Here is a 25218-nt window from a genome sequence, read left to right on the forward strand (position 1 = left end):
CAAAGTCAGCATAAATTTTCATAACGAAAGTTAGGTAGCCTATGCTTATCAAATTTATCACGACTTATTTCATCACTACCTATAAAGGTTTCAAAAAATGACATCTACCACTGCTAACCAACAGCCATCAAAACTTGTTCCGCCACATGGCAGCAGCGAGCTTAAACCGTTACTATTAAAGGGTGATACCCGCAACCAAGCATTGAAACTTGCCAGCAGCTTGCCGACGATTACTCTGAGCTCGCGTGAGCGTGGTGATTTGATTATGCTCGGTATTGGTGGCTTTACGCCGCTAAATGGCTTTATGAACCAAGTGGATTGGCAAGGGGTTGTTGATGATATGCGCCTGCAAAGTGGTGACAATGCTGGCTTGTTTTGGCCGATTCCCATCACGTTATCAGCGCCTAAAGCGACTGCCGATAACTTAAACCAAGGTGATAAGGTCGCGTTAGTGGCGAAAGATGGCGAAATCATGGGTATCTTAACGGTAGAAGAAACTTATACCATCGATAAAGAACATGAGTGTCAGCAAGTCTTTACCACCACTGATAACGAACATCCGGGCGTGCAGCAAGTACTTAACCAAGGTGAAGTAAACATTGCAGGTAGCGTCGAAGTGCTAAGCGAAGGCGAGTTCCCAACCTTATATCCAGAGATTTATAAAACCCCTGCTGAAACGCGGGAAATACTGGATGCTAAAGGCTGGAAGACGGTTGCCGCCTTCCAAACGCGTAATCCAATGCATCGCTCACACGAGTACCTTGCCAAGATTGCTATCGAGATTTGTGATGGGGTATTGATTCATTCATTGCTCGGGGCACTCAAACCAGGCGATATCCCAGCCGAAGTGCGCCAAGAAGCGATTAAAACGTTGATTGATAATTACTTTAGACAAGACACCGTTATTCAAGCCGGTTATCCGTTAGATATGCGTTATGCTGGACCACGTGAGGCACTACTACACGCGGTATTCCGTCAAAACTACGGCTGTAGCCATCTGATTGTCGGCCGTGACCATGCAGGCGTTGGTGATTATTATGGTGCGTTTGATGCACAGGCTATCTTTGAATATGTCGGTAAAGATGATTTGATTACGCAGCCGTTAAAAATTGGCTGGACGTTTTGGTGCAATGCTTGTAATGCTATGGCTTCAGACAAAACTTGCCCGCATGAAGCGTCTGAACATGTCAAAGTATCAGGCACTAAGTTGCGTAAGGCGCTATCAGAAGATGAAAACGTGCCAGAGAACTTTAGCCGTCCTGAGGTGCTAGAGATTTTGCGCAATTATTACGCAGGTATTGCAAGAGAGGAACGTACTGAGGTGAAGTTAGTCGGTGCGTCTGCGGTATAGATTCTATTAGTTGTAGCTAACACAGTTGTAGCTAACACATTTAAAAAACCCCCAGTCTAACGACTGGGGATTTTGCTTTTTTATCTATTCTATATGAGTCTATGCTATCTACATGAGTCTGCGCTACAGTTACAGCGTTACCTCATAACTCGTACTACGTCCTGAAGCAACAGACTTCTCTAACATGCCTTTTTCTACCAAATCATTAATATCTCTTAATGCGGTATCCGCTGAACACTTCGTCATCGTCGCCCACTTTTTGGTCGTGAGCTTGCCATAAAAGTCAGTCAGTAATATATTGAGCATCTTTACTTGCCTTGGGTTTAATGATTGCTGACGGTGGGTCTGCCAAAAGCTGGCTTTACTGATGATTTTATCCGTTGTTTTTTGTGCAGATAACAGTGCTTGCTCTAGCGTTTGTAAAAACCAAACCAACCATTCTGTAATATCTGAATCCCCTTTTTGAGTACGCTCTAGTATTTTGTAGTATTCATTACGCTGTTTAAGTATTTGAGCCGACATGCTGTAAAAGCGTTGCATGCTACCGTCACTCTGCGCCAGCATTCTTTCGGTTATTGCACGTGTTAAGCGGCCATTTCCATCATCAAAAGGATGCAGTGTCACAAACCATAAATGAGCGACACCTGCTTTGATGACGAGGTCTAAATTATCCTGCTCATTAGCTGAGGTATTGAACCATGATAAGAAGCGCTCTAACTCTATGGGCAACCTATCTGCACTTGGCGCTACAAAATGAACCTGTTCGCGCCCGTAACCATCAGACATCACTTGCATAGGTCCTTTACTATCATCACGAATTGCTCCTGTTTTAATGCTATACATCCCACTATATCCTGTTGGGAACAAAGCGTTATGCCATCCCAGTAAGTCGTTTAGTGTCAGCGCTGTCTGATAACCATAAGTGGCCGCAAGCATCATCTCAACAATCGCATCAATTTCGCGCGTGGCAGCAGGCATGTCATTAGTCTCTATGCCCAAATGCCGTGCGACAGAGGAGCGTACTTGCTCATCATTTAACGTCTCACCTTCGATCTCAGATGTTTTAACCACTTCAAGAGTGACCGCATCTAACTGTGCTTCAACGTTCAAATCAAACCCTAACGTTAATAGTTGACCAAGCAAATGCCCCTGCAATATCCGTACACGACTCACTAATGGTAGCAATCGTTTATCCGACCAGCACCACTGTGTCCAGTCTGGTCTTTCATGGATATAAGTCACATGTTTCATCGTTATTCCTAAGTGATGCGGTCATTAAAAGTCTAATCTCTGCATATTATGCGGTGATTATAGGAGTTATTCAATGCATTTTGAGTATTCAGGTCATGTGCAGCATCTTGAATCCTCAAGCTCGCCTTACTACCGTACTTACAAATCGTTTTTTTTTATATCACAGCGAGCACGTACTTTTATGATCATTTGCCTGTCAATCTCCTGTTATTCCATTGTGGCAATAACATACGCATATTCGTCATTAAACATAATAACAAGGTGCTGTTAGCATAGCTGCATTACATAACAAACACCTTTTGGGGCATTTAATGACATCTTACACTGCACGCTATCAACACAAAAATAAAACCCTTTTAAGCATTGCTGGAGTAGCGCTCACGCTAGGTCTGGTTGGCTGTAGCAACAGCGACCAGCCAGAAGCCGCTGCTAATGCTGATGGCACGCCAGCAGCAGAAACGCAAAACATTGAGTTGCTAAACGTCTCTTATGATGTGGCACGCGACTTTTATAAAGACTATAACCCGCTGTTCGTTGAGCATTACAAAAGCGAGCACCCAAACAGCAATATTCTAATCAAACAGTCTCATGGCGGCTCAAGCAAGCAGGCATTGTCTGTGGCTAACGGTCTACAAGCAGATGTTGCGACCATGAACCAAGGCTCAGACATTGAGCTACTAGAGAAAGAAGGTTTGGTTGAGTCAGATTGGGAAAGCAAATTCTCTGATAATGCGGTGCCATTTACCAGCACCATCGTATTTTTGGTGCGTAAAGACAATCCAAAAGGCATCAGTGATTGGCAAGATTTGACCAAAGAGGGCGTTGAGATTGTGATGGCCAACCCAAAAGTGACGGGTAACGGTCGTTATGCGTTCTTAGGCGCTTATGGTTACGGTCTACATGCTTTTAATAATGAAGAAGCACCTGCCAAAGGCTATGTCCGAGATATGCTCAAAAACGTCAAAGTCTATGAGAATGGCGGCCGTGCAGCGACGACGACTTTCGTGCAGCGCGGTATTGGTGATGTATTGGTCACTTTTGAGAACGAAGCCAACCTTGCAGCGACTGACTTTGGGGTTGGGCAAGTAGACATCGTTTATCCTAAGTATTCGATCAAATCTGAAAGCCCAGTTGCTATTGTGAAGTCGGTGACGGATAAGAAAGGCACCACGGACGCGGCAACAGCCTATCTTGATTACTTATGGAGCGAGCCTGCTCAGCAGTTAGCGGCCAACTTATATCTACGTCCTAGCGTACAAAGCGTGCTAGAGAAGAATGGTGATAAGTTACCTCCAATTGAAACTTTCCGTCCAAATGACGCCTTTGGCACATGGGATGAGATCATGGGTACGTACTTTAGTGATAATGGTGTCTTCGATCAATTAGCGATAAATGCACCGCAGTAATGATTGATACGGTCGCGGTACTAGCAGCAACAGTCATGCAGTCACCAGTCGTAAACAATCATCAATCGTCATGAAAAACCGCATAAAGGACATGGCATATACGCTATGTCCTTTATACCGTAAGCATACTAATAATAAGTTCGATACCTCACTCTCAACTGCTCTAAAGCCACAGTCTACGATAGTTCAAAACATATTGAGAGTCAGGTAGTTCGAAATAACAGGGTCTTACGATAAGTAGCAATGCTAAGTGCTATTAGTTAAGCAACAGGACATCACTATGAGTGCAACAACATCTTCTGCCCGCAAAGCCCCTGCCAAAAAAGGCTGGCTGACCCGTTTGCGTCAACGCAATGTACTGCCAGGTTTCGGTCTGAGTATGGGTATCACTGTCTTTAGCTTATCGCTATTGGTGGTACTACCGTTTGCCATGATGGCCTATACCACCACGCAAATGGGCTGGACGGGCTTTTGGGAGACCATCTCTCAGCCGCAAGTGACTGCAGCTATCAAGCTAAGTCTATGGATGTCGTTTTTAGCGATGCTGACCAACATGGTGTTTGGGACGTTGGTTGCTTGGGTGCTCGTGCGTTATGAGTTTTGGGGCAAGTCTATGATTAATGCCTTGGTTGATCTGCCGTTTGCACTACCAACCGCGGTCACTGGTATCTCTCTTGCCACCCTTTATGCGCCCAATGGCCTCATTGGTCAGTGGTTTGCCAAGTTTGATATTCAGGTGGCTTTTACGCCATTGGGGATTTGGCTGGCATTGGTGGTGGTCAGTTTTCCATTTATTGTCCGCGCTGTGCAGCCAGTACTGGCAGAGCTATCGGTTGAGTTTGAAGAAGCGGCTGCGGTACTCGGTGCCAATCGCTTAACAACGTTTCGTAAAGTAATCTTACCAGAGCTGTTGCCAGCACTACTGATGGGCGCAGGCATGATGTTTGCCCGCGCGACTGGCGAGTACGGTTCAGTGATTTTTATCGCGGGTAATATTCCGATGCAGTCTGAGATTTTACCCATCATTATTATTAGTAAACTTGAGCAGTTTGATGTGCAAGGCGCATCGGCAGTAGCATTGTTTATGCTGCTTATCTCTTTTGTTATTTTACTAAGTATCAACATCGTACAGTGGAAACTGTCGCGCCGCGTAGGAGCCCGCTGATATGCAAATATCCAATAGCTACGACTATCAGAGCAACCCTGCAACCAAAGACACCCCATGGATTAGACGTATTTTTATCGCGGTTGCGGTGTTATTTATGATTGTCATGTTGGTTATCCCTTTGCTGGCAGTGTTTTATGAAGCCTTTAAAAACGGCTGGCAGTTATATATCGCATCCTTAGTTGACCCAGAAGCGCTACAAGCGATTAAGCTGACGCTGATTACCGCTGGTATCGTGTTACCGATCAACATGGTGATGGGTATCGCCATTGCTTGGCTGGTGACGCGCTATCAGTTTAAAGGTAAACAACTGGTCACCACCTTGCTTGATTTACCGTTCTCGGTATCGCCCGTGGTGGCGGGTTTGATGTTTGTATTGCTATTCGGACTCAATTCTACCGTTGGTGGCTGGCTTGAGAGCATGGGGTTTCAGGTTATTTATGCCGTTCCTGGCATTATTTTGGCGACATTATTTGTCACCTTCCCATTTGTGGCACGTGAGCTGATCCCGCTTATGCAGACCCAAGGCGATAGTGAAGAGCAGGCTGCGCTCACTTTAGGCGCTACGGGTTGGCAGACTTTTTGGCATGTGACCTTGCCAAATATCAAATGGGCACTGCTTTATGGCTTAATCTTGACCAATGCAAGGGCGATGGGTGAGTTTGGCGCGGTAAGCGTGGTATCAGGCCATATTCGCGGTGAGACCAATACCATGCCGCTGCTCGTCGAGATTGCTTATAACGATTATAACTTTACCGCAGCTTTTGCTTTGTCGAGCTTACTTGCCGGACTGGCTTTGATAACCCTATTGGTTCAGCAAATCATGACCAAGATGCAAGAGCGCAAGTTTGCCAAATCCGCACGGATTGACAACATTCCGACGTTATTGGTCAGCACTGAAGCAAGTACTGACACGGATGGCGAAACGATAGCCGATCTAAACAAAGCATTGGCTAACAAAAGCTAATTTGCTTTGGGCGTGTCATCACTTAGATGGCGAGGCTTAAAATGAGATAGGAAATACAAAATAAGAGAGACAGACATGAGCATCGAGATTCGCAGCGTTAACAAAACTTTTGGCGACTTCACCGCCTTAGATGATATCAATATCACGGTACCGACTGGTAAGTTGACGACTTTGCTTGGGCCTTCTGGCTGTGGTAAGACGACTTTGCTACGCATTATTGCAGGTCTGGAGTATGCTGACTCTGGGCAGATTTTATTTGATGAGCTGGACGTGACCAATACCCCAGTACAAAAGCGTCATATCGGCTTTATGTTTCAGCACTATGCGCTATTTCGACACAAAAACATCACCGATAATGTCGCATTTGGCTTGAATTTATTACCAAAAAATGAACGACCAAGTAAGGCTGACATCAATAAGCGCGTGGCAGAGCTCTTAGACTTGGTACAATTGCCGCAACTGGCGAATGCTTATCCGCATCAGCTATCTGGTGGTCAGCGTCAGCGGATTGCGCTGGCACGTGCTTTGGCAGTAAAGCCAAAATTATTATTACTCGATGAGCCGTTTGGTGCACTCGATGCAAAGGTACGTAAAGAGCTACGCACTTGGCTAAGAAACATTCACCACGAGCTGGGAATCACTAGCATCATGGTAACTCATGATCAAGAAGAGGCGCGTGCGGTATCGGATGAGATTGTCGTCATGAATCATGGCCGTGTGGAGCAGGTCGGTACATCAGAAGAGCTGATACATCAGCCAGCCAGTGCCTTTGTGAGTGATTTTTTAGATTTGGTGTAGGTTTTTTCGTTTCGTACTACAATAAAATTTGACCCAAAAAAAGACCTATAATAATTTATAGGTCTTTTTATAAACATGATAATAAAAGAGCTTGCCAGCGAAGCGTTATATCTCTTCGGCATGAATTTTGTAATCCAAAGCATGATAAGTGGTTTCTAAGATGTCTAGACACCACTCAGGCAAATTATCGGCTACTTCATACCACATCCAAGTACCATCACGAACACAATTGAGGATACCGAGTTTTCTAAGATGGTTTAAATGGCGCGATATGGTAGGCTGTGGTTGATTAAGCATCTCAACCAACTCACCGACACAGCGAGACTCTTTTTGAAAAAGTATGTGAAATAGCTTGAGACGAGTAGGGTCGGAGAGTACTTTGAATAACTCTAGCGGCTCTATCTGAATATGGTTAGACATAAGGATTTCCAAGTAGTGATGAGATCTGAATAATATCTCTATAGCTAGTGAACTATCATTTGCGTTTAGCCAATGTCTGAGCAGCCATATTTGGTTAGTGAAGAGGATATTTCACAAAATAGCGGCTACAATCTAGCAAATAGTAAGTTTGTATCTCTATATACGTAGCAATAAATATACCCACATTCATGAGTTTCGTAATATTTAATTTATTGGCACTTATTAGAAATTTACCATTTGTCCGCATTATAGCACCTTTCATCTAACCTGAGAAATGTCGATTACATTAAGTCACTATTAGATTTAGTATTCACTAACATAAATACAAACCACACATCATTATTGATTTGTGTAAAGCGAATAAATAATAGCTTCACAAAAGTTATTGAAAATAACAATGATTATCGTTATCATAAAAAATAGATAATAACATGATGCTATCGCGTGCTGATTTAATGGTCTGAGATATTATTTTTGCAAAAAAGCATCATATTTATCAAAAACTTTATGAATATTGGCCCTATCCTTAGGAGAGAAGCCCATGCATGTATGCATCTGCAATAACGTGAACGATAAGCAAATCAAAGCTGCTATTGCCTCAGGAGTTGACACCCTTGATGGTCTCAAACAGACACTGAGCGTTGCAACATGCTGCGGATGTTGTGAGCCAATGGTCAATGACTACTTAGATGAGCACTACGCTAAGCTCGATGTGTTGGCTTATGCGGTATAGACATAACTTGATTGAATGACAATCAGCTTGGTATTGTTAATCGGCTTGCAGCCTTTGTGCTGACTGAATACTTTTACATCGTAAAGATCCTCGTTGGCTTAAGGCTTACTTAGTTTGCTGACAAGAGGGTTATGCTATATATTGAGTAATATAAACAGAGAATAAGCTAAAACAATAACTATAGGAGAGTACACATCATGATAGGTAGCCAAAAGGTCATAGATTATCTGAATTTTTTGTTGGGCGGGGAGCTGGCTGCACGTGACCAATACTTTATTCACTCAGAGATGTATGCTGAGTGGCAGTACGGCAAATTATTCGATCGTATCAATCATGAGATGGAGGATGAGACTTTACATGCTCAGGCCATTATCCGCCGTATCCTAATGCTCAGTGGCACACCCAAAATGACCGTCAATGAGATCAACATCGGAACTAGCGTACCTGAAATGCTACAGTTCGATCTTGATTTGGAATACGAGGTACAGCAGCACCTAAAAGACGGTATTGCACTCTGCGAAGAGGAGCATGACTACGTCACACGTGAGATGTTGGTTGAGCAGCTGAAGGACACTGAAGAAGACCACGCCCATTGGCTTGAGCAACAACTGCGCCTCATCGACATGATTGGCTTGCCCAATTATCTACAAAGCCAAATGGCTGAAGTCACTCCTAATACTGTTTGATACTATTATGGATATGATTAGCAATGATATTTAGATAGATAGCAGACATGAAGGGAGAGAGAGGATGAAAGGGAATAAAGAGGTCATTCAAGCTTTAAATAAGGTTCTTGGACAGTCACTGATTGCGATAAATCAGTATTTTTTGCACGCACGTATTGCACGGCATTGGGGGTTAGAAGCGCTTAATGATTCGTTATACAAGCAGTCCATCGCCGAAATGAAGTGGTCAGATGATTTGATTGCGCGTATCTTGTTATTAGGTGGTCTGCCGAATCTGCAAGAGTTAGGTAAAGTATTGGTGGGTGAAGATGTACCAGAGGTGATTGAATGTGATCTGCGCCTAGAAAAGCAAAAATTCGCCATCCTTACCGATGCCATTACCTTATGTGAAGCGCAGCGCGACTATGTCTCTCGTCAGCTGCTCACCACTCTAAAAGATGGCAATGAAGAGTACCAAGATTGGCTTGAGACCCAAGAAGACTTGATTCAAAGCATTGGGGTAGAGCGCTATATCCAATCGCAAATGCATGACGATAGCGCACCATAGAACTATCACGCGCCAGCCTATGCTTTGATAAGTCTCAATTTGACTTGTCAAAGCATAGGCTGGCATTTTTGCGGTTAGACTTTATGCATTTCTATTTAAGCACTTCTAAAAGACAGGTGTTTTTATCTATTTTTCATTTTTTCGTTGGCACTCAATAGTTGGCACGCAACAATTGGTACTCAATATAAGCCGCGACCATCTTCAGGTTTTAGACGTAAGAAATATAGCCCCGACAGGATAGTTAGACACCCTAGAATCCAATATGTGGTCTGGAAAGCGGCCAGAGTATCGAGATGAAACTGCTCTCGCAACAAGTTTAGTACCGCTGCACCAAAAGCAATGCCAAAACTGATGGCCAACTGCTGATTGACTGCCATTAGACTATTGCCACTACTGGTTTGTGTGCCCTCTAGGTCACCAATGGTAATCGTATTCATGGCGCTGAACTGCATGGAGTTACAAGCACCCATTACGATCAACAGAGGGATAAACCATAACCAGTTTGACGGATCATTGAACTGTGCCAACAAGATGATTAATATGCCAATCAAAGTAGTGTTATAGACCAGTACGGTGCGATAACTGTAGCGCTGGATTATTTTGCTGACCCAAGGTTTAATGCCCATCGCCCCTATAGCGATGGGTGCAAGTAACCAACCTGCCTTGGATGGTGAGTACTCAAACACTACTTGTAATAATAGTGGCAGTAAGAAGGGTACAGCGCTGATGCCCAGTCGGGTAAATAAGTTGCCCGTGATACCGATTCGAAAGGTGCGAATATCAAATAGGCTTAAGGGGAATAAAGGCGCTGATCGGCGTTTGGCATGTGCCACATAAGCCCCTAACAAAACACTAGCAGCCACAGCCAGCACGAGACCATACAGACCGCGCCCAACCTGTGAGCCAAACTCGACAGCAAGGGTGAACCCGCAGGCAGCAGCGGCAAACAAGACAAAGCCCAACCAGTCGAGGCGTTTAGTATCTTCAAATAACGCGGGTATCAGTTTTTTACCGATGATAAAACCCGCCAGCCCCATTGGAATGTTAATTAAAAATATCCAATGCCAACTGGTGTATTCAACGATATAACCGCCAAGTACTGGGCCTACTAAAGGCGCAATTAGTGCTGGTATCACTGCAAAATTCATAACCGTCAGTAGCTGATTGCGTGGATACGACTTCACTAAAATCAAGCGGGCAACGGGTGTCATCATGGCGCCGCCAATACCCTGTACAATGCGTGAACCTATCAAGAAATCTAAACTAGGCGAGGCTGCACATAGCAAAGAGCCAACAGAAAAAATAACAATGGCAGATAGAAAAACACGGCGTGTGCCATATTTGTCAGCTAAGAAGCCGCTGATCGGAATAAAAATAGCCAGGGTCAAAGCATAGCTGATCACCGCCCATTGCATTTTGAGTGGTGATTCACCAAGTGCTTGCGCCATTTGTGGTAGTGAGGTGTTTAAGATGGTGGCATCCAAAATCTGCATAAACAGCGCCAACGCCAGTACATAAGGCAGATATTTACTTTGTGTTTCTGTGAGCGTTACCATATGTACATCACCATAAAACAGATAAAGCGGCCGAGAGCTAAAAGCTCTTGCGGCTTGGGGCTATATAGAATTCATCTCTGAAACTCTATATAGCCTCTAATAAAAAAAACGTCAATGATAACGTGATTAACTCAGATTAGAAACCACTACCTTAGGGTCTGTTGAACAGATCCTATTTACAAGAGGGACTTTGAAAAGCTGCTAGATACTCGTTATAGTAAGGCCAATATACATTTGTAGCCGCTGTATCCTAGTATCAATGCATCCCAAACCATCAGTCATTTGTACACTTATCAAACCGTTCATTAGGTTTTTTATAATAAAAAAGGATAGATTATGAGTAATATTGATAATAAAACCCAGACCGATAGCGACGCCCATACCAACAATAATGGCTATACACCGCCCAAAGTGTGGAAAAACGATAAAGAAAATGGCGGTAAATTCGCTAGTACCAATAGCCCAACTGCTGGCGCGCGCCATGAAAAGGTGTTACCAGTAGGGGATGCACCGCTTCAGTTGTACTCACTAAATACACCGAATGGCGTTAAGATAAATATCCTTTTGGAAGAATTGGCCGAGCTTGGTATCAAAGACGCTGCCTATGATGCCTATAAAATTGATATCTCTGAAGGCGATCAGTTTGGCTCAGATTTTGTCTCTATTAACCCGAACTCTAAAATACCAGCCTTGGTGGATTATTCTCCCGATACAGAGGACGGGAAGCCTATAGCTATTTTTGAATCGGGCGCCATTGCATTATACCTTGCAGAAAAATTTGGCAAGTTTGTGCCGTCTGCGGCTGGAACGCAAACCAAAGCCCGAGCAGAGTGCTTATCATGGCTGATGTGGCAAATGGCTAGTGCTCCTTATTTAGGCGGCGGCTTTGGGCATTTTTATGCTTATGCGCCTGAACCTATGGAATATCCTATCAATCGTTTTACCATGGAAACCAAGCGTCAACTTGATGTTCTGAACAGACATCTAAAAAATAGTGAATATATGTGTGGTAATGGCGAAGATGCCTATAATATATCCGATATGGTTATTTGGGCATGGTATGGTCAGTTAGCACTCGGAAAGCTCTATGATGCTGCCGAGTTTTTGCAAGTTGATGATTATTCTCATGTCCAACGCTGGGCGCAAAAAATAGCCGAGAGACCTGCGGTAAAAAGGGCTGTAGAGTTAGAGTTATCTCCAATTGGCTAAGATAGCTTTACTGGCTAATGACTAAAAAAGACCCCATATAATACTGATATTTATAAGACTGATAAGCATCATGCTTATTAGTCTTATTTTTGCGGGCATGAATAAATTGATAATTAGAAGATATTCAACTAATACCAAACCCAAAAAGTGCGATTAACTTTGTCAAACTTGCTAAGCCTACTAGATGTAGTGCTTGCGCAGGTTTTCCGCGTTACTCTAATTTTTGGAAATGGTATAAAGTTGTTTACTTATGGAATTACATAATGCTACATTAGTATAATAGACTGAAATATTAATGCGCTAACATTAGACGGGCACAAAACAGACTCGATATTTGCTTACCAGTGTTGATGAGTAAAAGCTATAAAAATGAATGAGCATCGGCCTGTATCCTGTACCGCTATAGTAAAAAGCGAAATATAGCAAAGAGCGAAACGTAATAGCAGTTATATTATGAATACTAATAAAAAAACCATTTTATATGGTTATTCGAAGCCGTGAGAAATAACAAATTGATGGATAAGTTGATAAAAACCAATATTTTAAAATATAGGCTGGCGCTGCCAATAGTGATGGCTATCAGTACCGCTGCCATCAGTCCAATGAGTAGCGCTGCATCGTCGGCAGTGGAGATGACTCATCATGATTGGCAAGTGGTGTGCGACAATACACGCACATGCCGGCTGGCAGGTTACCAAGCTGAAGGTAATAGCGAGCTTCCTGTATCGGTTTTATTGACACGCCGTGCAGGTAGTAATGCTAGCGTGACTGGCCGTGTCAAGATCGGCGCTGCCAAAGAAAGCTCCACCAAAGCATTGCTACAGTTGGGCAGACGTCATCGTATCTCGCTGGTCATCGACGACAAAGACTTGGGTGAAACCAAGCCTTTTTTGACAGCCGCTGGCGATGCGGAGTTGACTTCAGCGCAAGTCACAGCTTTGCTCGAAGCATTGACCAAATCGAGTAAGATTGAGCTGGCACTGCGCAATACTCGCTGGCAGTTGTCTGACAAAGGCGCTGCAGCTGTCATGCTAAAAGCAGATGAGGTACAAGGCCGAGTAGGGACGCCGAGTGCTTTTGTGCAGACAAATCCTCCGACGAAATCTAATAGTAGTGTGTTGGCACCGCAGCCTGCACCGCAGCTACAACTTATCATCCCAAGCTCTAGACCAAATACCAATAGAAAATTTAGTATGAAGTCATCACAGCTTACCGAGTTGGTCAAAGGCACCGTCAAAGATGTCAGTGCTGATTGTCCAAAGTTAACGGACAATTCGCCTTGGCGTGTTAATCGCTTGAATAGTAGCCAGCTCTTGGTACAGCATAGCTGCTGGACAAGTGCGTACAACTCAGGCACTGGTATGTGGGTAATCAATGACGGCAGCCCATATAGTCCAGCACTCGTGACCACTGATGCGACAGAATATACTAACGGTAAGATAAGCTCGGTACAAAAAGGGCGCGGGGTTGGTGACTGCCTATCCAGGACCGATTGGATTTGGACTGGTAAGCGCTTTGTCAAAAGTTATGAAGGCACTACAGGACTCTGCCGTATGGTTGAAGCGGGTGGTACCTGGCAGCTACCAACCTTCGTAGCGGAAGTAAAAAGCATCTAAGCTAATAAGCTAATAAGCTAAAGGATATCTGAGGTAATGGGTATCTAAGATTACAGTGAACACGTTGCGTGTTGCCAGACAATTGATTTATATATTACCCAATCCTTTGGGGTGCCAAAAAGCAGTCGGTTAAGGTCTTTCAGCTGTTTTTGAGGGCTGTAATTGATCATAAATATGACCGTGTTGATCGAAATGCAAAAATAAAGCGTTTAGTATAACTTTACTGTGCTATGCTGCGTCCCCACGTTAGCATAGACTAACGTGAATTATGAGATTGATAACATCGCCTGCGATTTTGGGTCTAGGATTGACCGAGAGTAATTGTTGCCGATGATTTTGTGTACTTAAATAATCAATTATTATTTCTGACTCATATCTTATCTACTAGCCAATGAGGCTAGATTGGTTGTTATTTGCCTTTATCTGCTTTGGACAAAGCTTCGATAATGCGCTTATAGCAGACAAGGATGAGACACTCGGCACTACCACCAAAATACGTCAGACAACGCACAACCCCTTTTATAGAAGTCATGGGCTCCAATGAGCCTGGCTGCTAATTGTCAATAATTTCATTATTATTGACGATGATTAAAATGAGGTTGCGCGATGAACGGTTATCAGTGGTGTGCATCAAGTTTGCTGAATTTACAGCAGCTTAACACCACCAAGGATCTTCATGACTGACATCTTATCTACAATCGCTGCCGAAAACGGCATCATCGAAAGCAACAAAGCATCAAATACTGACACTCAAGCGGCCAATACTGACGCTGCTGAAGAAAATCAAGTAACCTTTAAAGACCTCAATATTGCCAAGCCGATTCTTAGCGCGCTTGATCGCAGTGGTTATACCAACCCAACTCCTATTCAAGCACAAGCCATTCCTTTTGCTCTAGACGGCCGTGACCTTTTATTGTCGGCGCAAACGGGCAGTGGTAAAACAGCTGCATTCGTTATTCCAGTACTCGACCGCTTAAGCCGTGCTACTAGTTTTGACAAACTAACCAAAGCCCTTATCTTAACGCCAACGCGTGAGCTTGCTCAGCAAGTTCATGATAGCGTACGTACGTATTCTAAAGATATGCGCGGTGTATTTTGTGTACCATTAGTTGGCGGCGCACCTTATAACGGTCAGATCACCGCTTTGAAAAAAGGCGTACAAGTTATTGTTGCGACTCCTGGTCGTCTACTTGACCATATCAATGCTGGCCGCGTTGATTTATCAAATCTAGAAGTGTTGGTACTTGATGAAGCTGACCGTATGCTAGACATGGGTTTTGCTGATGACATCAACGACATCTTAAAAGCAGCACCTTCTAACCGTCAAACGATCATGTGTTCGGCTACTTGGGACGGTCCTGTTGGCAAAATTGCTGCCAGCTTCACCAAAAACCCAGAGCGCGTTTCAATCAAGGTTGAATCAGCACATATTGACGAAAAAGTGTACTACTGTGATGATTTTGATCACAAAAACAGATTGCTTGACAAAATCGTTTGCCAGCCTGAGATGGAGCAAATTATTATCTTTGCTGCCACTAAGCGTAGTACTGAAAAACTGGCGAAGTCTTTACAAGAACAAGGCCATAAAGCCAGCTTCTTACATGGTGACTTGCCACAAAGCAAGCGTAACCGTATCGTGCAAGACTTACGTAATGGTAAATGCAAAATCTTGGTAGCGACTGACGTTGCTGCTCGCGGTCTTGACGTGCCGGCACTATCGCACGTAATCAACTATGATCTGCCGCGTCAAACGGAAGACTATGTACACCGTATTGGTCGTTGTGGCCGTGCTGGTCGTACGGGTGTTGCAGTGAGTCTATGTAGCATGGATGATCGCCCACAGTTAAACGCTATCAATCGCTATCTCGATCGCAAAATGGAAGTCAGTGTCATTGAAGGCCTAGAAGCCAAAAAGACTTATGTTCCTAGCGAAAACAAAGGTGGTCGTGGCCGTGGTCGTTCAGGCGGTGGTTATGCTGGCAAGTCTAGCGGCGGTGGTCAAGGCCGTGGTCGTTCAAGCGATAGCAACACTGGTCAACGCGCAAGCAATGACAGCGGCTATCAAGGTAAGCCACGTGACTCATCTGGTAAGCCAAATGAGCGCTCTGGTGGCAAGCCATATCAAGGTAAGCGTAGCGGTGGCCCTAGCCGCGGTGATGGCACTGGCGTTCCACGCGGTGATCGCGCTGCAACGGGTCGCGGTCGTCCAAGTGGTAGCCAAGGTCGCCCAGCAGGTCGTTCTGATAGCCGTGGTCAAGGCCGTCCAACTGGCGGTAACCGTGGTAGAAACTCGTAATAAAGTGATTGCTTGCGTTAATAAAGGCTTAATATAAAGCCATATATTTAAACGTATTGCGTAGCACGAAAAAAAGCCAGATACTTGTTATCTGGCTTTTTTGTGTTTGCTGTTCCGTCCTATAAGTGTCAAAACTCTGTTAGAGCCAAGAGTAATCAGACAATACTTGCTTGCGTGTCTTTTTGGCCTTGTCTATACTGACCCATTTTTATAATTTGAAATTACTCAAAACATCCGGAGCGCTTTGATGCCCGCCACCTCAAATTTAGCAATTGATAGTCTGCCATTAGCGTTTGGCATCATCATGGCCATCATCGGCTTGGTTTTTTATACTCAAGGCTTGCCAGGGAAGTATTGGCGCCGTTTTTATGCTGTATTGCCAGGGATTGTTCTGTGCTGTTTTATACCCGCGACGCTCAACAGCTTAGGGGTGTTTGCAGACGGTGTGGGCTCGCAAATTTATGGCTTTACAGCTACCTATCTATTGCCAGCCAGTTTGCTGCTCATGACCTTGTCGATGGATGTTCCCAAGATACTTGGCTTGGGCTGGAAAGCGATTGCGATGTTTTTCGCTGCTAGTATCGGCATTGTGATCAGTGGCCCGATGAGTTTGGGTGTGGCCAAATGGGTGTCGCCCCAGATGTTTGCCGATGATACTTTATGGCGCGGGTTTTCGGCGGTCGCTGGCAGCTGGATCGGCGGCGCGGCAAACCAAGCGGCGATGAAGGAGCTGTTTGGCGTCAGTGATGACTTGTTTGGTATGATGATATTGGTCGACACCACCAATGCGTCGTTATGGCTACTGGCTATCTTGGTAATGGCTAAGCATAGCGATAAGATAGATCGTCTATTGAAAGCCGATAGCAGCAGTATTCACAAAGTTATCAAAGCGGTAGAAAGCTACGAGCGTGATCATGCGCGTCCAGCGACACTGAATGATTTGATGGTGATGTTTGGGCTGTGCTTTGCCATGGTAGGGGTCGCGCACTTCGTCGGTGGTCAAATCGCAGGGTTCTTTGCGCCCTATAGTTGGGCAGTACAATACAGCTTTGCCAGTAGCTTTTTTTGGATGGTGGTGATCATTACCTTGATAGGGGTTGGCTTTTCATTCACTAAGGTTCGCAGGCTTGATCATGTGGGCGCATCAAAAATCGGTACGGTATTTATCTTTGTACTGATTGCTGCGATTGGTATGCAAATCAATCTAGCGGGTATTGTCTCACAGTGGCGACTGCTTTTAATCGGCCTGCTATGGATGAGTATTCATGTGCTAATTATATTTGCTGTCGCTAGACTCATTCGTGCACCGTTTTTCTTTTTGGCAGTCGGCTCTAATGCCAATACCGGCGGGGCATCATCAGCACCGATTGTGGCGACGGCCTTTCATCCATCGCTTGCGCCAGTAGGGGTGTTTTTGGGTATTTTGGGTTATGCAGTTGGTACATTTGGCGGTTATATCAGTACGCAATTGATGCGCTTGGTGGTAGCATAAACAGTAACATCAAAGCAGTAATACGGAGTATTTTAGTTACTATCAATCATTAAAAAAAGCAGCATAAGCAATAGCTCATGCTGCTTTTTAGCAAGTGTTACGGCTATAAAAGATCAAGGGCAAAGCTAACTCATAGTCTATCCCAAGTATTCAGCAGGGCACTCAGGTAAGTCAATCAAAGTCTGACGCAGTGCCTCTGACCACTGACGGCTAATGGCATTGAAGTATTCATCGTCCTGATTGATACGTCGTCCTTCAGGTATCTTGAAGCTGTCATTTTTGTACACCACAAAGTCAATCGGCATACCTACGGATAGGTTGGAGCGCATGGTAGCGTCAAAGGATAGCATCAGTGCCTCTGCCGCGTGCTTGATTTCAGTGGTGTAGTCAACGGACCGATCTAGGATAGGCTTGCCATACTTACTCTCGCCAAGCTGAAAAAACGGCGTATCGCGAGTGGCTCTGATACAGTTGCCTTCAGGGTATATCATATATAGTTCGGGTAGCTGGCCTTTTATTTGACCGCCTAATAAGAATGAGCTAGAAAACGTGCCACTATCGCTATCATTGGCGATCATTTGTGCATGCTCCATGACATCACGCAAAATCTCGCCTATCATTTTGGCGCCTTCAAATAACGTCGTTACCGTATTGACACTAAGCTCGGCGCTGGTATTCACATCGTTCTGCAATTTATTGTATACCGCTTGAGATGTGGCAAGACTACCAGCCGTTTGTAGTACCATAAAACGCTCGCCTTCCACGCCGTATTGGTACATTTTTCTAAAAGTTGAGATATGGTCAACGCCCGCATTGGTACGGGTATCGCTTGCGAAGATCATGCCGTCTTTGAGACGGATAGCAGCACAATAGGTCATAAATTATCCTTAACAGAGACTATGTAAAGAGCAGCAAGCGCTATGATAGTCTAGTGACCAATACTTGGCTATAAAGATTTTCATAGCCGCCGCCCATGCGTACACCGCGTACTGGGGCGGTGTCTAAGTAGTCGCGACCGATGGCAACGTAGACATGAGAGCTGGGTTGAAACAGCTGGTTTGAGATGTCAAAGGTATACCAGTAGCCATCAAGCCACACTTCGGCCCAAGCATGGCTGGCCATATGGTTTTCGGTGTCATCATACAGATAGCCAGATACATAGCGCGCAGGTATCTCTTTGTCACGGCAGCAGCCGACAAACACATGAGTATGATCTTGGCACACGCCAGCGCCGGTCGCAAACGCCTCGGCCGCCGTGGTGCCTACATGGGTGGTGTCTTTGATGAAGGGCATCTTCATGATGAGTGCATTGGCCATGGCTTTTAGGCTGTCGTGGGTAGGGTTTTCAAGATAAGGCGCTGCAAATGCGCGCATCGTCTCTGAGCACTTAGTCAAAGGCGTCTGCACTGTGAATAACAAATAGGGCACATGTTTCATATCCTCTAAACGCTCAGTTTCTGTATCAATCTCCACAATACCTGACGCTTGCATCTGTAGGTTATTATGCGCCTCGTTACGGCTCAGAGTAAGCCAGTGATTGCCAAAGCCATCTTTTTGACCTGTGGCTACTTTGGGTAGCATGACATCCCAGCGATGAATGGTTTGATGTGACAGCTCCATGGGAGTCATCCGAATATACTGGACGCTACGCTGCGCCAGCTCGCCATAGTAATAGTTGGTTTGATGGCTGATTTGAAGTTTCATAATCATTGCTTCCTATAGTCAGGCTTAATGTCTCACTTAGTATTTAAAAGTCTCAAATTCATTCCTTTAGCTTTTGGCTAGCGTGTCTCCAGCTTATCCTGCTGTATCACACCCCTTGCTGAAGTATGATATTGAACTCTCGGCTTATAAGCTTAAAGTCACTAAACTGCTTCGAGCGGATCATCTGATTGGTCAAGCGCAGCAGCTCACGCCAGCGGGTATTTTCTGGCAGCTCATTAATCCAATGCTTAAACGCCAAGCTGACCGCTATAGGATCCTCATTTAATAAGACAGTGCGCTCTAGTCGCTCAAAATGTCGCCCTAATTGCCAAAAGCAAGTAACGGTCGGATGTTCTTGCTCCATAGCAGCGTTACAGGCGTATAGCTGCAAGGTTGCCGCACGATAGGTGCCAGCACTTGATAAACGTTTAATCAGGTTATAAAGCTCAGCGGTGTCCTTACCGATGACACCTTTGGTCTCTTGTACATTGGTCTCAATGGACTGCACCACATTGGGAATTCTTTTTTGTTCTAATTCATACAAGAGCTGCGCTTTCATGACTTTTAGGGACTCGCTGCTATCGACATCAAAGCCTAAATGGTCAATCAGATGCTGTACTTGCGATCTTCTAAGCTTGCCCTTGATGAGCTGCTTGATTATGTTGTCATAGTAATAGAGCCGCTCGCTATATCTGCCAAGCCAAATCAGATGGCTCGCCGTAGACAGCAAGAGGATCATCGGTGCATCATCGAGATCTTCAAAACCTGCTTCGATAGGCTGGGTACGGCTTTGGTAGTTGGCGTAACCAGCAGCAACGGGCGATGGACTACTCTGTTGCTGAATGGCTGAGCGGTCTTTACCCAAATCGCTGTCGTCGATGACCCACGTATCTTTGATACCGCCACCTTGCGATGAGTTGACGACCAATGAGCCCTCAACCATAGCGACTCGCGTCAAGCCGCCTGGTACGATGTCTACCGAGCCGTCGCCATGACTGAGTATAAAGGGGCGCAGGTCGATATGACGCGGGGCAATACCATCACTGACAGCGGTAGGGTTGGTAGATAGGGAAATGGTTGGCTGAGCAATGAAACCTGCAGGGTTCTCCAGCAGGCGCTTGCGATAGTCGCTGATTTCTTGTTTGGTAGATGTCGGTCCTATCAGCATACCGTAGCCACCTGAACCTTGCGTCTCTTTGACCACCAGTTTGTCTAGATTGTCGAGCACATAGCTGAGCTCGTCAGGCTTGCGGCATTGATAGGTCTCAATGTTTGGCAGTTTGGGCTTTTCACCCAAATAAAACTCTATCATATCGGGCACAAAGGCATATAAGCACTTGTCATCTGCGACCCCCGTACCTGGAGCGTTGACGATGACCACATTGCCAGCGCGATAGGCACTCATTAGCCCTGATACCCCGAGGATAGAGCTAGATTGAAACGCCAGTGGATCCAGATAAGGGTCATCAATACGGCGATAGATCACATCCACTAGCACTTTGCCGCGGATGCCTTGCATATAGACCTTGCTGTCCTCAACCACCAAATCATAGCCGTGCACTAGGGGTACATTCATCTCATTGGCCAAAAAAGCATGCTCATAATAAGCGCTATTAAAGCGGCCAGGGGTCAATATAACAATCTGTGGGTCGTACTTGCTGGTTGAGCTGGCAAGACAGGCTTTGAGACGCTGCGGATAATCACCGATATCCAGCACTGGCGTATGGGTAAATATATCAGACAGTAGGGTTTCTGAGATAGTACGGCTCTCGAGCATATAAGAGACGCCAGATGGGGTGCGCAGATTGTCTTCTAACACACAAAACTGACCACTCTCGTCACGGATGAGGTCGATACCGCTGATATGCGAGTAGATGGGTTTGTCCAGTTCGATACCCATCATCCACGGCTCATAACAGCCACTGGCATAGACGTAGCTGGCGGGTACAACCCCTGCTTTCATGATGGCTTGGTCATGGTAGATATCGTGCAAAAACGCGTTCAAAGCCGTAATACGCTGCTGACAGCCCGCCTCTATCTGCTGCCACTCACTCGCGGCGATGATACGCGGAATGATGTCAAACGGTATCATGCGCTCGATATTTTTGGCATCGCTATAGACGGTAAAGGTGACGCCTTTACGGTAAAATATGTTTTCGGCTTGTTCGTTAAGGTGATTGAGTCCATCAATACTGATATCATCTAGCCAGTCGCCAACTGCTTTGGCCGCTGGACGATAGTTACCATCAGCGTCCTTTAGCTCATCAAAGCACTTTTTATCAAAATCTGGCAATTGATTTGCAGTATTTTGCACTGTGTCTTTGTTTTCGGCCGTAGGGGCTTTTGTAGGACTTTTGACAGGGCTTGTGGGGGCAGATTTTGTTTGAGTTTGCTGTTGGCTATTATTGTCGCCTTGAGTTTGGCTCTGGTCTGATTTTTGCTTCATAAATACCTCACGCATCCTTGGTAAAGTTTTGGTTTGTGACAAACACAACCAGCTGTAGTAGGCAGGCTATGGTAGATAAGTTGATAGGTGCCATACGTCCAGTGTATGGCTTGTGCCTTGTATTGACTATACAACGTATAGAGGGCAATACACAACAAGAGTTCGATAATACATGCATTTGTGCCCGCACCATCTAACCTATGCAAATAAAGAAGAGATCAATGAAAACCACTAATATGAATGAAGATACTTCGAAAATTGAGATATATAAGCTAGCTGATGGACAATCTGATATTCGGGTACAGTTTGATAAAGATAGTGTCTGGTTAAGTCGGTCGCTAACAATTTTCAGAACTGTTCGATCGTGATATCAAAACATTAGGCAAACACATTAATAATGTCTTTAAGGAAGGCGAGTTGGATAAAAAAGCAGTTTTCGCAAAATTTGCGACAACTGCCACAGGTAGTAAAACCTACTAAGTAGAATACTATAACCTCGACAGCCTTACTGATACGATTATGCAGCAGATCGATATGATAAATATGGTTTAATTATTAAAAGATATTTTTAACAAAACCCGCACAGAAACCTCATACCTCTAAGGTAGTGGGTAGTTCATAGGATAAAACCATGTTTGAGATGATAAAAGACTGGCGCGAGCAGCGTATATTAGACAACAGCGAATTTACCACCGCCGACTGGAGCCAAGCTGCCAAGCGCATTGTGATACTTGATAGGCTAAATGAGGACGAAAGGACTCGTCTGTTTGAGTTGGCGACGTTATTCTTAGACGAAAAGTCGATTACCGGCGCGCAAGGCTTTGAAATTACAGATGCAGTTAGGCTATCTATTGCCTTACAAGCCTGCCTGCCGATTTTGAACCTAGGGCTTGAATGGTACAAAGGCTGGTCGTCTATTATCATCTACCCTGGCTCTTACAAAAGCGCAACTAAAACCGTAGATGAGTTCGGTATCGTCCATGAGGGCACCCAACATCGTAGCGGAGAAGCGTGGCTGCGTGGCCCTGTCATTCTGTCATGGAAAGACGCCAAGCACTCAGGCGAGCGCGATGGTCACAACGTCGTCATTCATGAGTTTGTGCACAAGCTCGATATGCTCAATGGTAGCGCCAACGGCTTTCCGCCCATGCAGCCTGATATGGATCCCGAGCGTTGGACAACAATTATGAGCCGTGATTTTGAAGACTTCCAAAAGCATCGTAAATCAGGACTGGATCGCTATGGTGCGACCAATCCAGCGGAGTTCTTTGCGGTGCTTAGTGAAGTGTTTTTTGAGACCCCGCAAAAGCTGGTAGACGCTTATCCTGATATTTACGACATTATGGTGAAGTTTTTTCGGCAGACACCGATGTAATCACAGTAGTTAAATAGATCAGAAATACTAGGGCGTGTTGAACATTTAGAAATAAAAGACAATGAATAGAAGACTGAGGCAGTGCATCGTATGTGATGCACTGTCTTTTTTGTTTTAACTTATTTTATTTTAACTTCAACGCTGGCAGGCATGAAAAACAAACAAAGTTAGATTGTTATAGACACCAGTGTGCACTCACAGTCAAAAACCCTGCACTGTCAGCCAATCTATTTGCCAAAAACCCCGTTATAGTAAAAAAGCTTAGTCATTAGGATGGATGACAGCCAGACAAAGAATGAGGGTATTTGTAAACATAAACGGCCACATCGGCCTATTTTACATATTACTTTTACATAGTCTCTCATATCTTCTGATATAAATTACTAGACAGGGAGTCTCACATGAGCAACGCTCACACTTCAATTGATCCTATCACCTTGTCCGTCGTACGAGGTGCCTTAGAAACGGCACAGCGCGAGATGACGACAACCTTAGAAAAAACCGCCCGCTCTAGTGTCTTCAACCTAGCTCACGATTACAGCAATGCGTTGTTTGATCATCTGCCTGAGATGATTTTGCAGGGTCAGGATATTCCTATTCATTTAGGTTCACTCATGCCAGCCATGAAAGCCGTTGCCGAATATTATGGCGATGATATTCATGAGGGCGATGTTATTTATCACAACGATCCTGTGATGATGGGCAGTCATATCCTAGATTGCTGTATGTATAAGCCCGTATTTTATCAGGGCGAGTTAGTATTTTGGACAGTGTGCAAAGGTCACGTCACGGATATCGGCGGCCCAGTACCTGCAGGCTATAACCCAGATGCCAAAGAGATATATGCCGAAGGCCTACGTATCCCGCCCATCAAAATCTGGGAAAAAGGCGTTAAACGCCGTGATGTCATCAACTTAATTCACAGTAATATGCGCTCTCGTCGCAACCAAGAAGGCGATCTCAACGCTCAGTTTGGTGCTTGTGCGGTTGGTGAGCGTAACATGATTGCGCTGCTAGACAAGTATGGCGTCGAGACAGTACGCGCGGCAATTGAAGAGCTAAAAAACATGGCTGATACCCATATGCGCTCTTTAATCGCCTCTATCCCAGATGGTCAGTATCATGGCGAAGCGGTGTTGGAAGATTCAGGGCATGGTTTGGGCGACTTGACCATCAGCGCGGATATTGAGATTACAGACAGCGACGTGCACATCAAGATTACCAGTCCGCCGCAAGTGCCTTACTTTATCAACTCCTACGCGGGCAACTCGATGTCTGGTGTGCTGCTGGGGCTGATGATGTTTGCACAGGTAGATCCACCATACAACGAAGGACTGTACCGCTGTGTCACGGTGGACTTGGGCGAGCATGGCACGCTATGTAATGCCAAAGAGCCAGCTCCTCATGTCAACTGTACCACCACGCCGATGGAAACTTTGACTGATGCCGTACGTATGGCATTTGAAGATGCTGCCCCAGATCGGGTGATTGCCTCTTGGGGTCATGCCTCTGGCATCAATATCTCAGGTATCGACCCAAAGACGGGCGAGCAGTACGTCACCATGATTCTGGCCTCGATTATCTCTGGTGCGGGTGCTACTCAGCAGATGGACGGCTGGCATGCTTGTGGCCCATTGTGCTGCTTCGGTGCTCTGAGCTCAGGTGACATCGAGCTGCTCGAGTATCAGTATCCTATCTTGATTCATAAATACGGTCTGGCAGAAGACAGTGGCGGCGCTGGTGAGTACCGCGGCGGCTGCGGCACGGTATGGGAAGTTGAGCCATTGGGTCATGAGATGACAGTGGTGGCATTTGGTGAAGGCCGTGAGCATCCGACGATGGGCGCTGCAGGTGCGGAGCAAATCTCACCTGAGCTGAAGCTAGGACGCTTGGAGATTATCCATAAAGACGGTGTCACTGACCTATATAAGCAAAACACCGTGACCGAAATCCAACCTGGTGACCGTGCGCGTAATACCAACCCTGGCGGTGGCGGCTACGGCAGCTCGTTTGTTCGACCCATTCCAGCCGTATTAAAAGACGTACAAGAAAGAATCATATCAGTAGCAGCGGCTAAGACTGAATACGGGGTAGTGATTGACCCACAAACACTGGCAGTCAATGAAGCCGAAACAGAGGCGCTGCGTCGTAAGCTGACGGCATAGCTATATCAAAATCAAATGGTATTAAATGACCAAAT

At 45.2% G+C, this 25218-nt stretch carries 21 protein-coding genes; 14 read left to right on the plus strand and 7 right to left on the minus strand.

Annotation, left to right across the window (positions count from 1 at the left end; translation table 11 throughout):
• Positions 1-97: 97 nt before the first annotated feature.
• Positions 98-1351 (plus strand): sulfate adenylyltransferase, encoded by a 1254-nt coding sequence (gene sat, locus JMX03_RS07055; protein WP_201595573.1) that lies wholly within the window; start codon positions 98-100, stop codon positions 1349-1351.
• A gap of 129 nt (positions 1352-1480) precedes the next feature.
• Here the strand turns inward: sat and JMX03_RS07060 are convergent, their stop codons facing one another.
• Positions 1481-2602, minus strand: a complete 1122-nt coding sequence (locus JMX03_RS07060; protein ID WP_201595576.1) for a Fic family protein — start codon at positions 2600-2602, stop codon at positions 1481-1483.
• Positions 2603-2913: 311 nt separating this feature from the next.
• Between JMX03_RS07060 and JMX03_RS07065 the strand changes: the two genes are divergently transcribed.
• The 4 genes from JMX03_RS07065 (at position 2914) to JMX03_RS07080 (ending at position 6938) form a co-directional block, all read left to right on the plus strand.
• Positions 2914-4008: a sulfate ABC transporter substrate-binding protein gene (locus tag JMX03_RS07065; RefSeq protein WP_201595579.1), complete on the plus strand. Its 1095-nt coding sequence runs from the start codon at positions 2914-2916 to the stop codon at positions 4006-4008.
• A 280-nt stretch (positions 4009-4288) separates the two neighbouring features.
• Positions 4289-5173 (plus strand): sulfate ABC transporter permease subunit CysT, encoded by an 885-nt coding sequence (gene cysT, locus JMX03_RS07070; RefSeq protein WP_227677730.1) that lies wholly within the window; start codon positions 4289-4291, stop codon positions 5171-5173.
• A 1-nt stretch (position 5174) separates the two neighbouring features.
• Positions 5175-6140, plus strand: a complete 966-nt coding sequence (cysW, locus tag JMX03_RS07075) for a sulfate ABC transporter permease subunit CysW (protein WP_201595582.1) — start codon at positions 5175-5177, stop codon at positions 6138-6140.
• 75 nt (positions 6141-6215) lie between these two features.
• Positions 6216-6938, plus strand: coding sequence for a sulfate/molybdate ABC transporter ATP-binding protein (locus tag JMX03_RS07080; RefSeq protein WP_201595585.1), 723 nt, complete (start codon positions 6216-6218; stop codon positions 6936-6938).
• A 105-nt stretch (positions 6939-7043) separates the two neighbouring features.
• Here the strand turns inward: JMX03_RS07080 and JMX03_RS07085 are convergent, their stop codons facing one another.
• Positions 7044-7358 carry an ArsR/SmtB family transcription factor gene (locus JMX03_RS07085; protein WP_201595588.1) on the minus strand — a complete coding sequence of 105 codons (315 nt, stop codon included), beginning with the start codon at positions 7356-7358 and terminating at the stop codon, positions 7044-7046.
• 541 nt (positions 7359-7899) lie between these two features.
• On the opposite strand from JMX03_RS07085, the gene JMX03_RS07090 reads away from it, so the two are divergent.
• The 3 genes from JMX03_RS07090 to bfr (JMX03_RS07100) all read left to right on the plus strand — a co-directional run bounded on the left by JMX03_RS07090 (position 7900) and on the right by bfr (JMX03_RS07100) (position 9324).
• Positions 7900-8091, plus strand: coding sequence for a (2Fe-2S)-binding protein (locus tag JMX03_RS07090; protein WP_201574770.1), 192 nt, complete (start codon positions 7900-7902; stop codon positions 8089-8091).
• A gap of 197 nt (positions 8092-8288) precedes the next feature.
• Entirely contained in the window at positions 8289-8777 is a 489-nt protein-coding gene (bfr, locus tag JMX03_RS07095) for a bacterioferritin (RefSeq protein ID WP_201574769.1), read from the plus strand.
• Between the two features lie 64 nt (positions 8778-8841).
• The gene (gene bfr / locus JMX03_RS07100) at positions 8842-9324 is read left to right on the plus strand and encodes a bacterioferritin (protein WP_201595590.1); all 483 of its coding nucleotides are present in this window, start codon (positions 8842-8844) and stop codon (positions 9322-9324) included.
• A gap of 179 nt (positions 9325-9503) precedes the next feature.
• On the opposite strand, the gene JMX03_RS07105 is transcribed toward bfr (JMX03_RS07100), so the two are convergent.
• Entirely contained in the window at positions 9504-10880 is a 1377-nt protein-coding gene (locus tag JMX03_RS07105; protein WP_201595593.1) for a DHA2 family efflux MFS transporter permease subunit, read from the minus strand.
• Between the two features lie 336 nt (positions 10881-11216).
• Between JMX03_RS07105 and yghU the strand changes: the two genes are divergently transcribed.
• Positions 11217-12089, plus strand: a complete 873-nt coding sequence (yghU, locus tag JMX03_RS07110) for a glutathione-dependent disulfide-bond oxidoreductase (protein WP_201595596.1) — start codon at positions 11217-11219, stop codon at positions 12087-12089.
• Between the two features lie 497 nt (positions 12090-12586).
• A complete protein-coding gene (locus JMX03_RS07115) occupies positions 12587-13705 on the plus strand; it encodes a DUF1176 domain-containing protein (protein ID WP_227677729.1) in 1119 nt (372 codons plus the stop codon).
• A 409-nt stretch (positions 13706-14114) separates the two neighbouring features.
• Here JMX03_RS07115 and JMX03_RS15140 read toward each other — a convergent pair whose 3' ends face one another.
• A complete protein-coding gene (locus JMX03_RS15140; protein WP_265089848.1) occupies positions 14115-14237 on the minus strand; it encodes a hypothetical protein in 123 nt (40 codons plus the stop codon).
• A gap of 144 nt (positions 14238-14381) precedes the next feature.
• On the opposite strand from JMX03_RS15140, the gene JMX03_RS07120 reads away from it, so the two are divergent.
• Together JMX03_RS07120 and JMX03_RS07125 are read left to right on the plus strand one after the other, a co-directional pair.
• Positions 14382-16001 (plus strand): DEAD/DEAH box helicase, encoded by a 1620-nt coding sequence (locus JMX03_RS07120; RefSeq protein ID WP_201595599.1) that lies wholly within the window; start codon positions 14382-14384, stop codon positions 15999-16001.
• Between the two features lie 247 nt (positions 16002-16248).
• A complete protein-coding gene (locus JMX03_RS07125) occupies positions 16249-17493 on the plus strand; it encodes a DUF819 family protein (protein ID WP_201595602.1) in 1245 nt (414 codons plus the stop codon).
• A 137-nt stretch (positions 17494-17630) separates the two neighbouring features.
• Here JMX03_RS07125 and JMX03_RS07130 read toward each other — a convergent pair whose 3' ends face one another.
• The 3 genes from JMX03_RS07130 to JMX03_RS07140 form a co-directional block, all read right to left on the minus strand.
• Positions 17631-18371 carry a peptidase gene (locus JMX03_RS07130; protein ID WP_201595605.1) on the minus strand — a complete coding sequence of 247 codons (741 nt, stop codon included), beginning with the start codon at positions 18369-18371 and terminating at the stop codon, positions 17631-17633.
• Positions 18372-18411: 40 nt separating this feature from the next.
• A complete protein-coding gene (locus JMX03_RS07135) occupies positions 18412-19197 on the minus strand; it encodes a transglutaminase family protein (RefSeq protein ID WP_201595608.1) in 786 nt (261 codons plus the stop codon).
• 106 nt (positions 19198-19303) lie between these two features.
• Positions 19304-21643, minus strand: a complete 2340-nt coding sequence (locus JMX03_RS07140; RefSeq protein ID WP_201595611.1) for a circularly permuted type 2 ATP-grasp protein — start codon at positions 21641-21643, stop codon at positions 19304-19306.
• 631 nt (positions 21644-22274) lie between these two features.
• Here JMX03_RS07140 and JMX03_RS07145 point away from each other — a divergent pair.
• Positions 22275-23018, plus strand: coding sequence for a M90 family metallopeptidase (locus JMX03_RS07145; RefSeq protein ID WP_201595614.1), 744 nt, complete (start codon positions 22275-22277; stop codon positions 23016-23018).
• A 401-nt stretch (positions 23019-23419) separates the two neighbouring features.
• The gene (gene capB / locus JMX03_RS07150; RefSeq protein ID WP_201595617.1) at positions 23420-25183 is read left to right on the plus strand and encodes a caprolactamase subunit beta; all 1764 of its coding nucleotides are present in this window, start codon (positions 23420-23422) and stop codon (positions 25181-25183) included.
• The last annotated feature ends 35 nt before the right edge of the window (positions 25184-25218 follow it).

It is taken from the genome of Psychrobacter fulvigenes, assembly GCF_904846155.1.
In the GTDB taxonomy this organism is placed as follows: Bacteria; Pseudomonadota; Gammaproteobacteria; order Pseudomonadales; family Moraxellaceae; genus Psychrobacter; species Psychrobacter fulvigenes.

What these genes read in the sequence shown, in the direction of transcription:
- JMX03_RS07065 (WP_201595579.1), top strand. Translation starts at nt 2,914, where the DNA reads ATGACATCTTACACTGCACGCTATCAACACAAAAATAAAACCCTTTTA.
- JMX03_RS07090 (WP_201574770.1), top strand. Translation starts at nt 7,900, where the DNA reads ATGCATGTATGCATCTGCAATAACGTGAACGATAAGCAAATCAAAGCT.
- sat (WP_201595573.1), top strand. Translation starts at nt 98, where the DNA reads ATGACATCTACCACTGCTAACCAACAGCCATCAAAACTTGTTCCGCCA.
- JMX03_RS07105 (WP_201595593.1), bottom strand. Translation starts at nt 10,880, where the DNA reads ATGGTAACGCTCACAGAAACACAAAGTAAATATCTGCCTTATGTACTG.
- yghU (WP_201595596.1), top strand. Translation starts at nt 11,217, where the DNA reads ATGAGTAATATTGATAATAAAACCCAGACCGATAGCGACGCCCATACC.
- cysT (WP_227677730.1), top strand. Translation starts at nt 4,289, where the DNA reads ATGAGTGCAACAACATCTTCTGCCCGCAAAGCCCCTGCCAAAAAAGGC.
- JMX03_RS07060 (WP_201595576.1), bottom strand. Translation starts at nt 2,602, where the DNA reads ATGAAACATGTGACTTATATCCATGAAAGACCAGACTGGACACAGTGG.
- JMX03_RS15140 (WP_265089848.1), bottom strand. Translation starts at nt 14,237, where the DNA reads ATGACTTCTATAAAAGGGGTTGTGCGTTGTCTGACGTATTTTGGTGGT.
- JMX03_RS07130 (WP_201595605.1), bottom strand. Translation starts at nt 18,371, where the DNA reads ATGACCTATTGTGCTGCTATCCGTCTCAAAGACGGCATGATCTTCGCA.
- bfr (WP_201595590.1), top strand. Translation starts at nt 8,842, where the DNA reads ATGAAAGGGAATAAAGAGGTCATTCAAGCTTTAAATAAGGTTCTTGGA.
- bfr (WP_201574769.1), top strand. Translation starts at nt 8,289, where the DNA reads ATGATAGGTAGCCAAAAGGTCATAGATTATCTGAATTTTTTGTTGGGC.
- JMX03_RS07080 (WP_201595585.1), top strand. Translation starts at nt 6,216, where the DNA reads ATGAGCATCGAGATTCGCAGCGTTAACAAAACTTTTGGCGACTTCACC.
- JMX03_RS07125 (WP_201595602.1), top strand. Translation starts at nt 16,249, where the DNA reads ATGCCCGCCACCTCAAATTTAGCAATTGATAGTCTGCCATTAGCGTTT.
- JMX03_RS07140 (WP_201595611.1), bottom strand. Translation starts at nt 21,643, where the DNA reads ATGAAGCAAAAATCAGACCAGAGCCAAACTCAAGGCGACAATAATAGC.
- JMX03_RS07135 (WP_201595608.1), bottom strand. Translation starts at nt 19,197, where the DNA reads ATGAAACTTCAAATCAGCCATCAAACCAACTATTACTATGGCGAGCTG.
- cysW (WP_201595582.1), top strand. Translation starts at nt 5,175, where the DNA reads ATGCAAATATCCAATAGCTACGACTATCAGAGCAACCCTGCAACCAAA.
- JMX03_RS07120 (WP_201595599.1), top strand. Translation starts at nt 14,382, where the DNA reads ATGACTGACATCTTATCTACAATCGCTGCCGAAAACGGCATCATCGAA.
- capB (WP_201595617.1), top strand. Translation starts at nt 23,420, where the DNA reads ATGAGCAACGCTCACACTTCAATTGATCCTATCACCTTGTCCGTCGTA.
- JMX03_RS07085 (WP_201595588.1), bottom strand. Translation starts at nt 7,358, where the DNA reads ATGTCTAACCATATTCAGATAGAGCCGCTAGAGTTATTCAAAGTACTC.
- JMX03_RS07145 (WP_201595614.1), top strand. Translation starts at nt 22,275, where the DNA reads ATGTTTGAGATGATAAAAGACTGGCGCGAGCAGCGTATATTAGACAAC.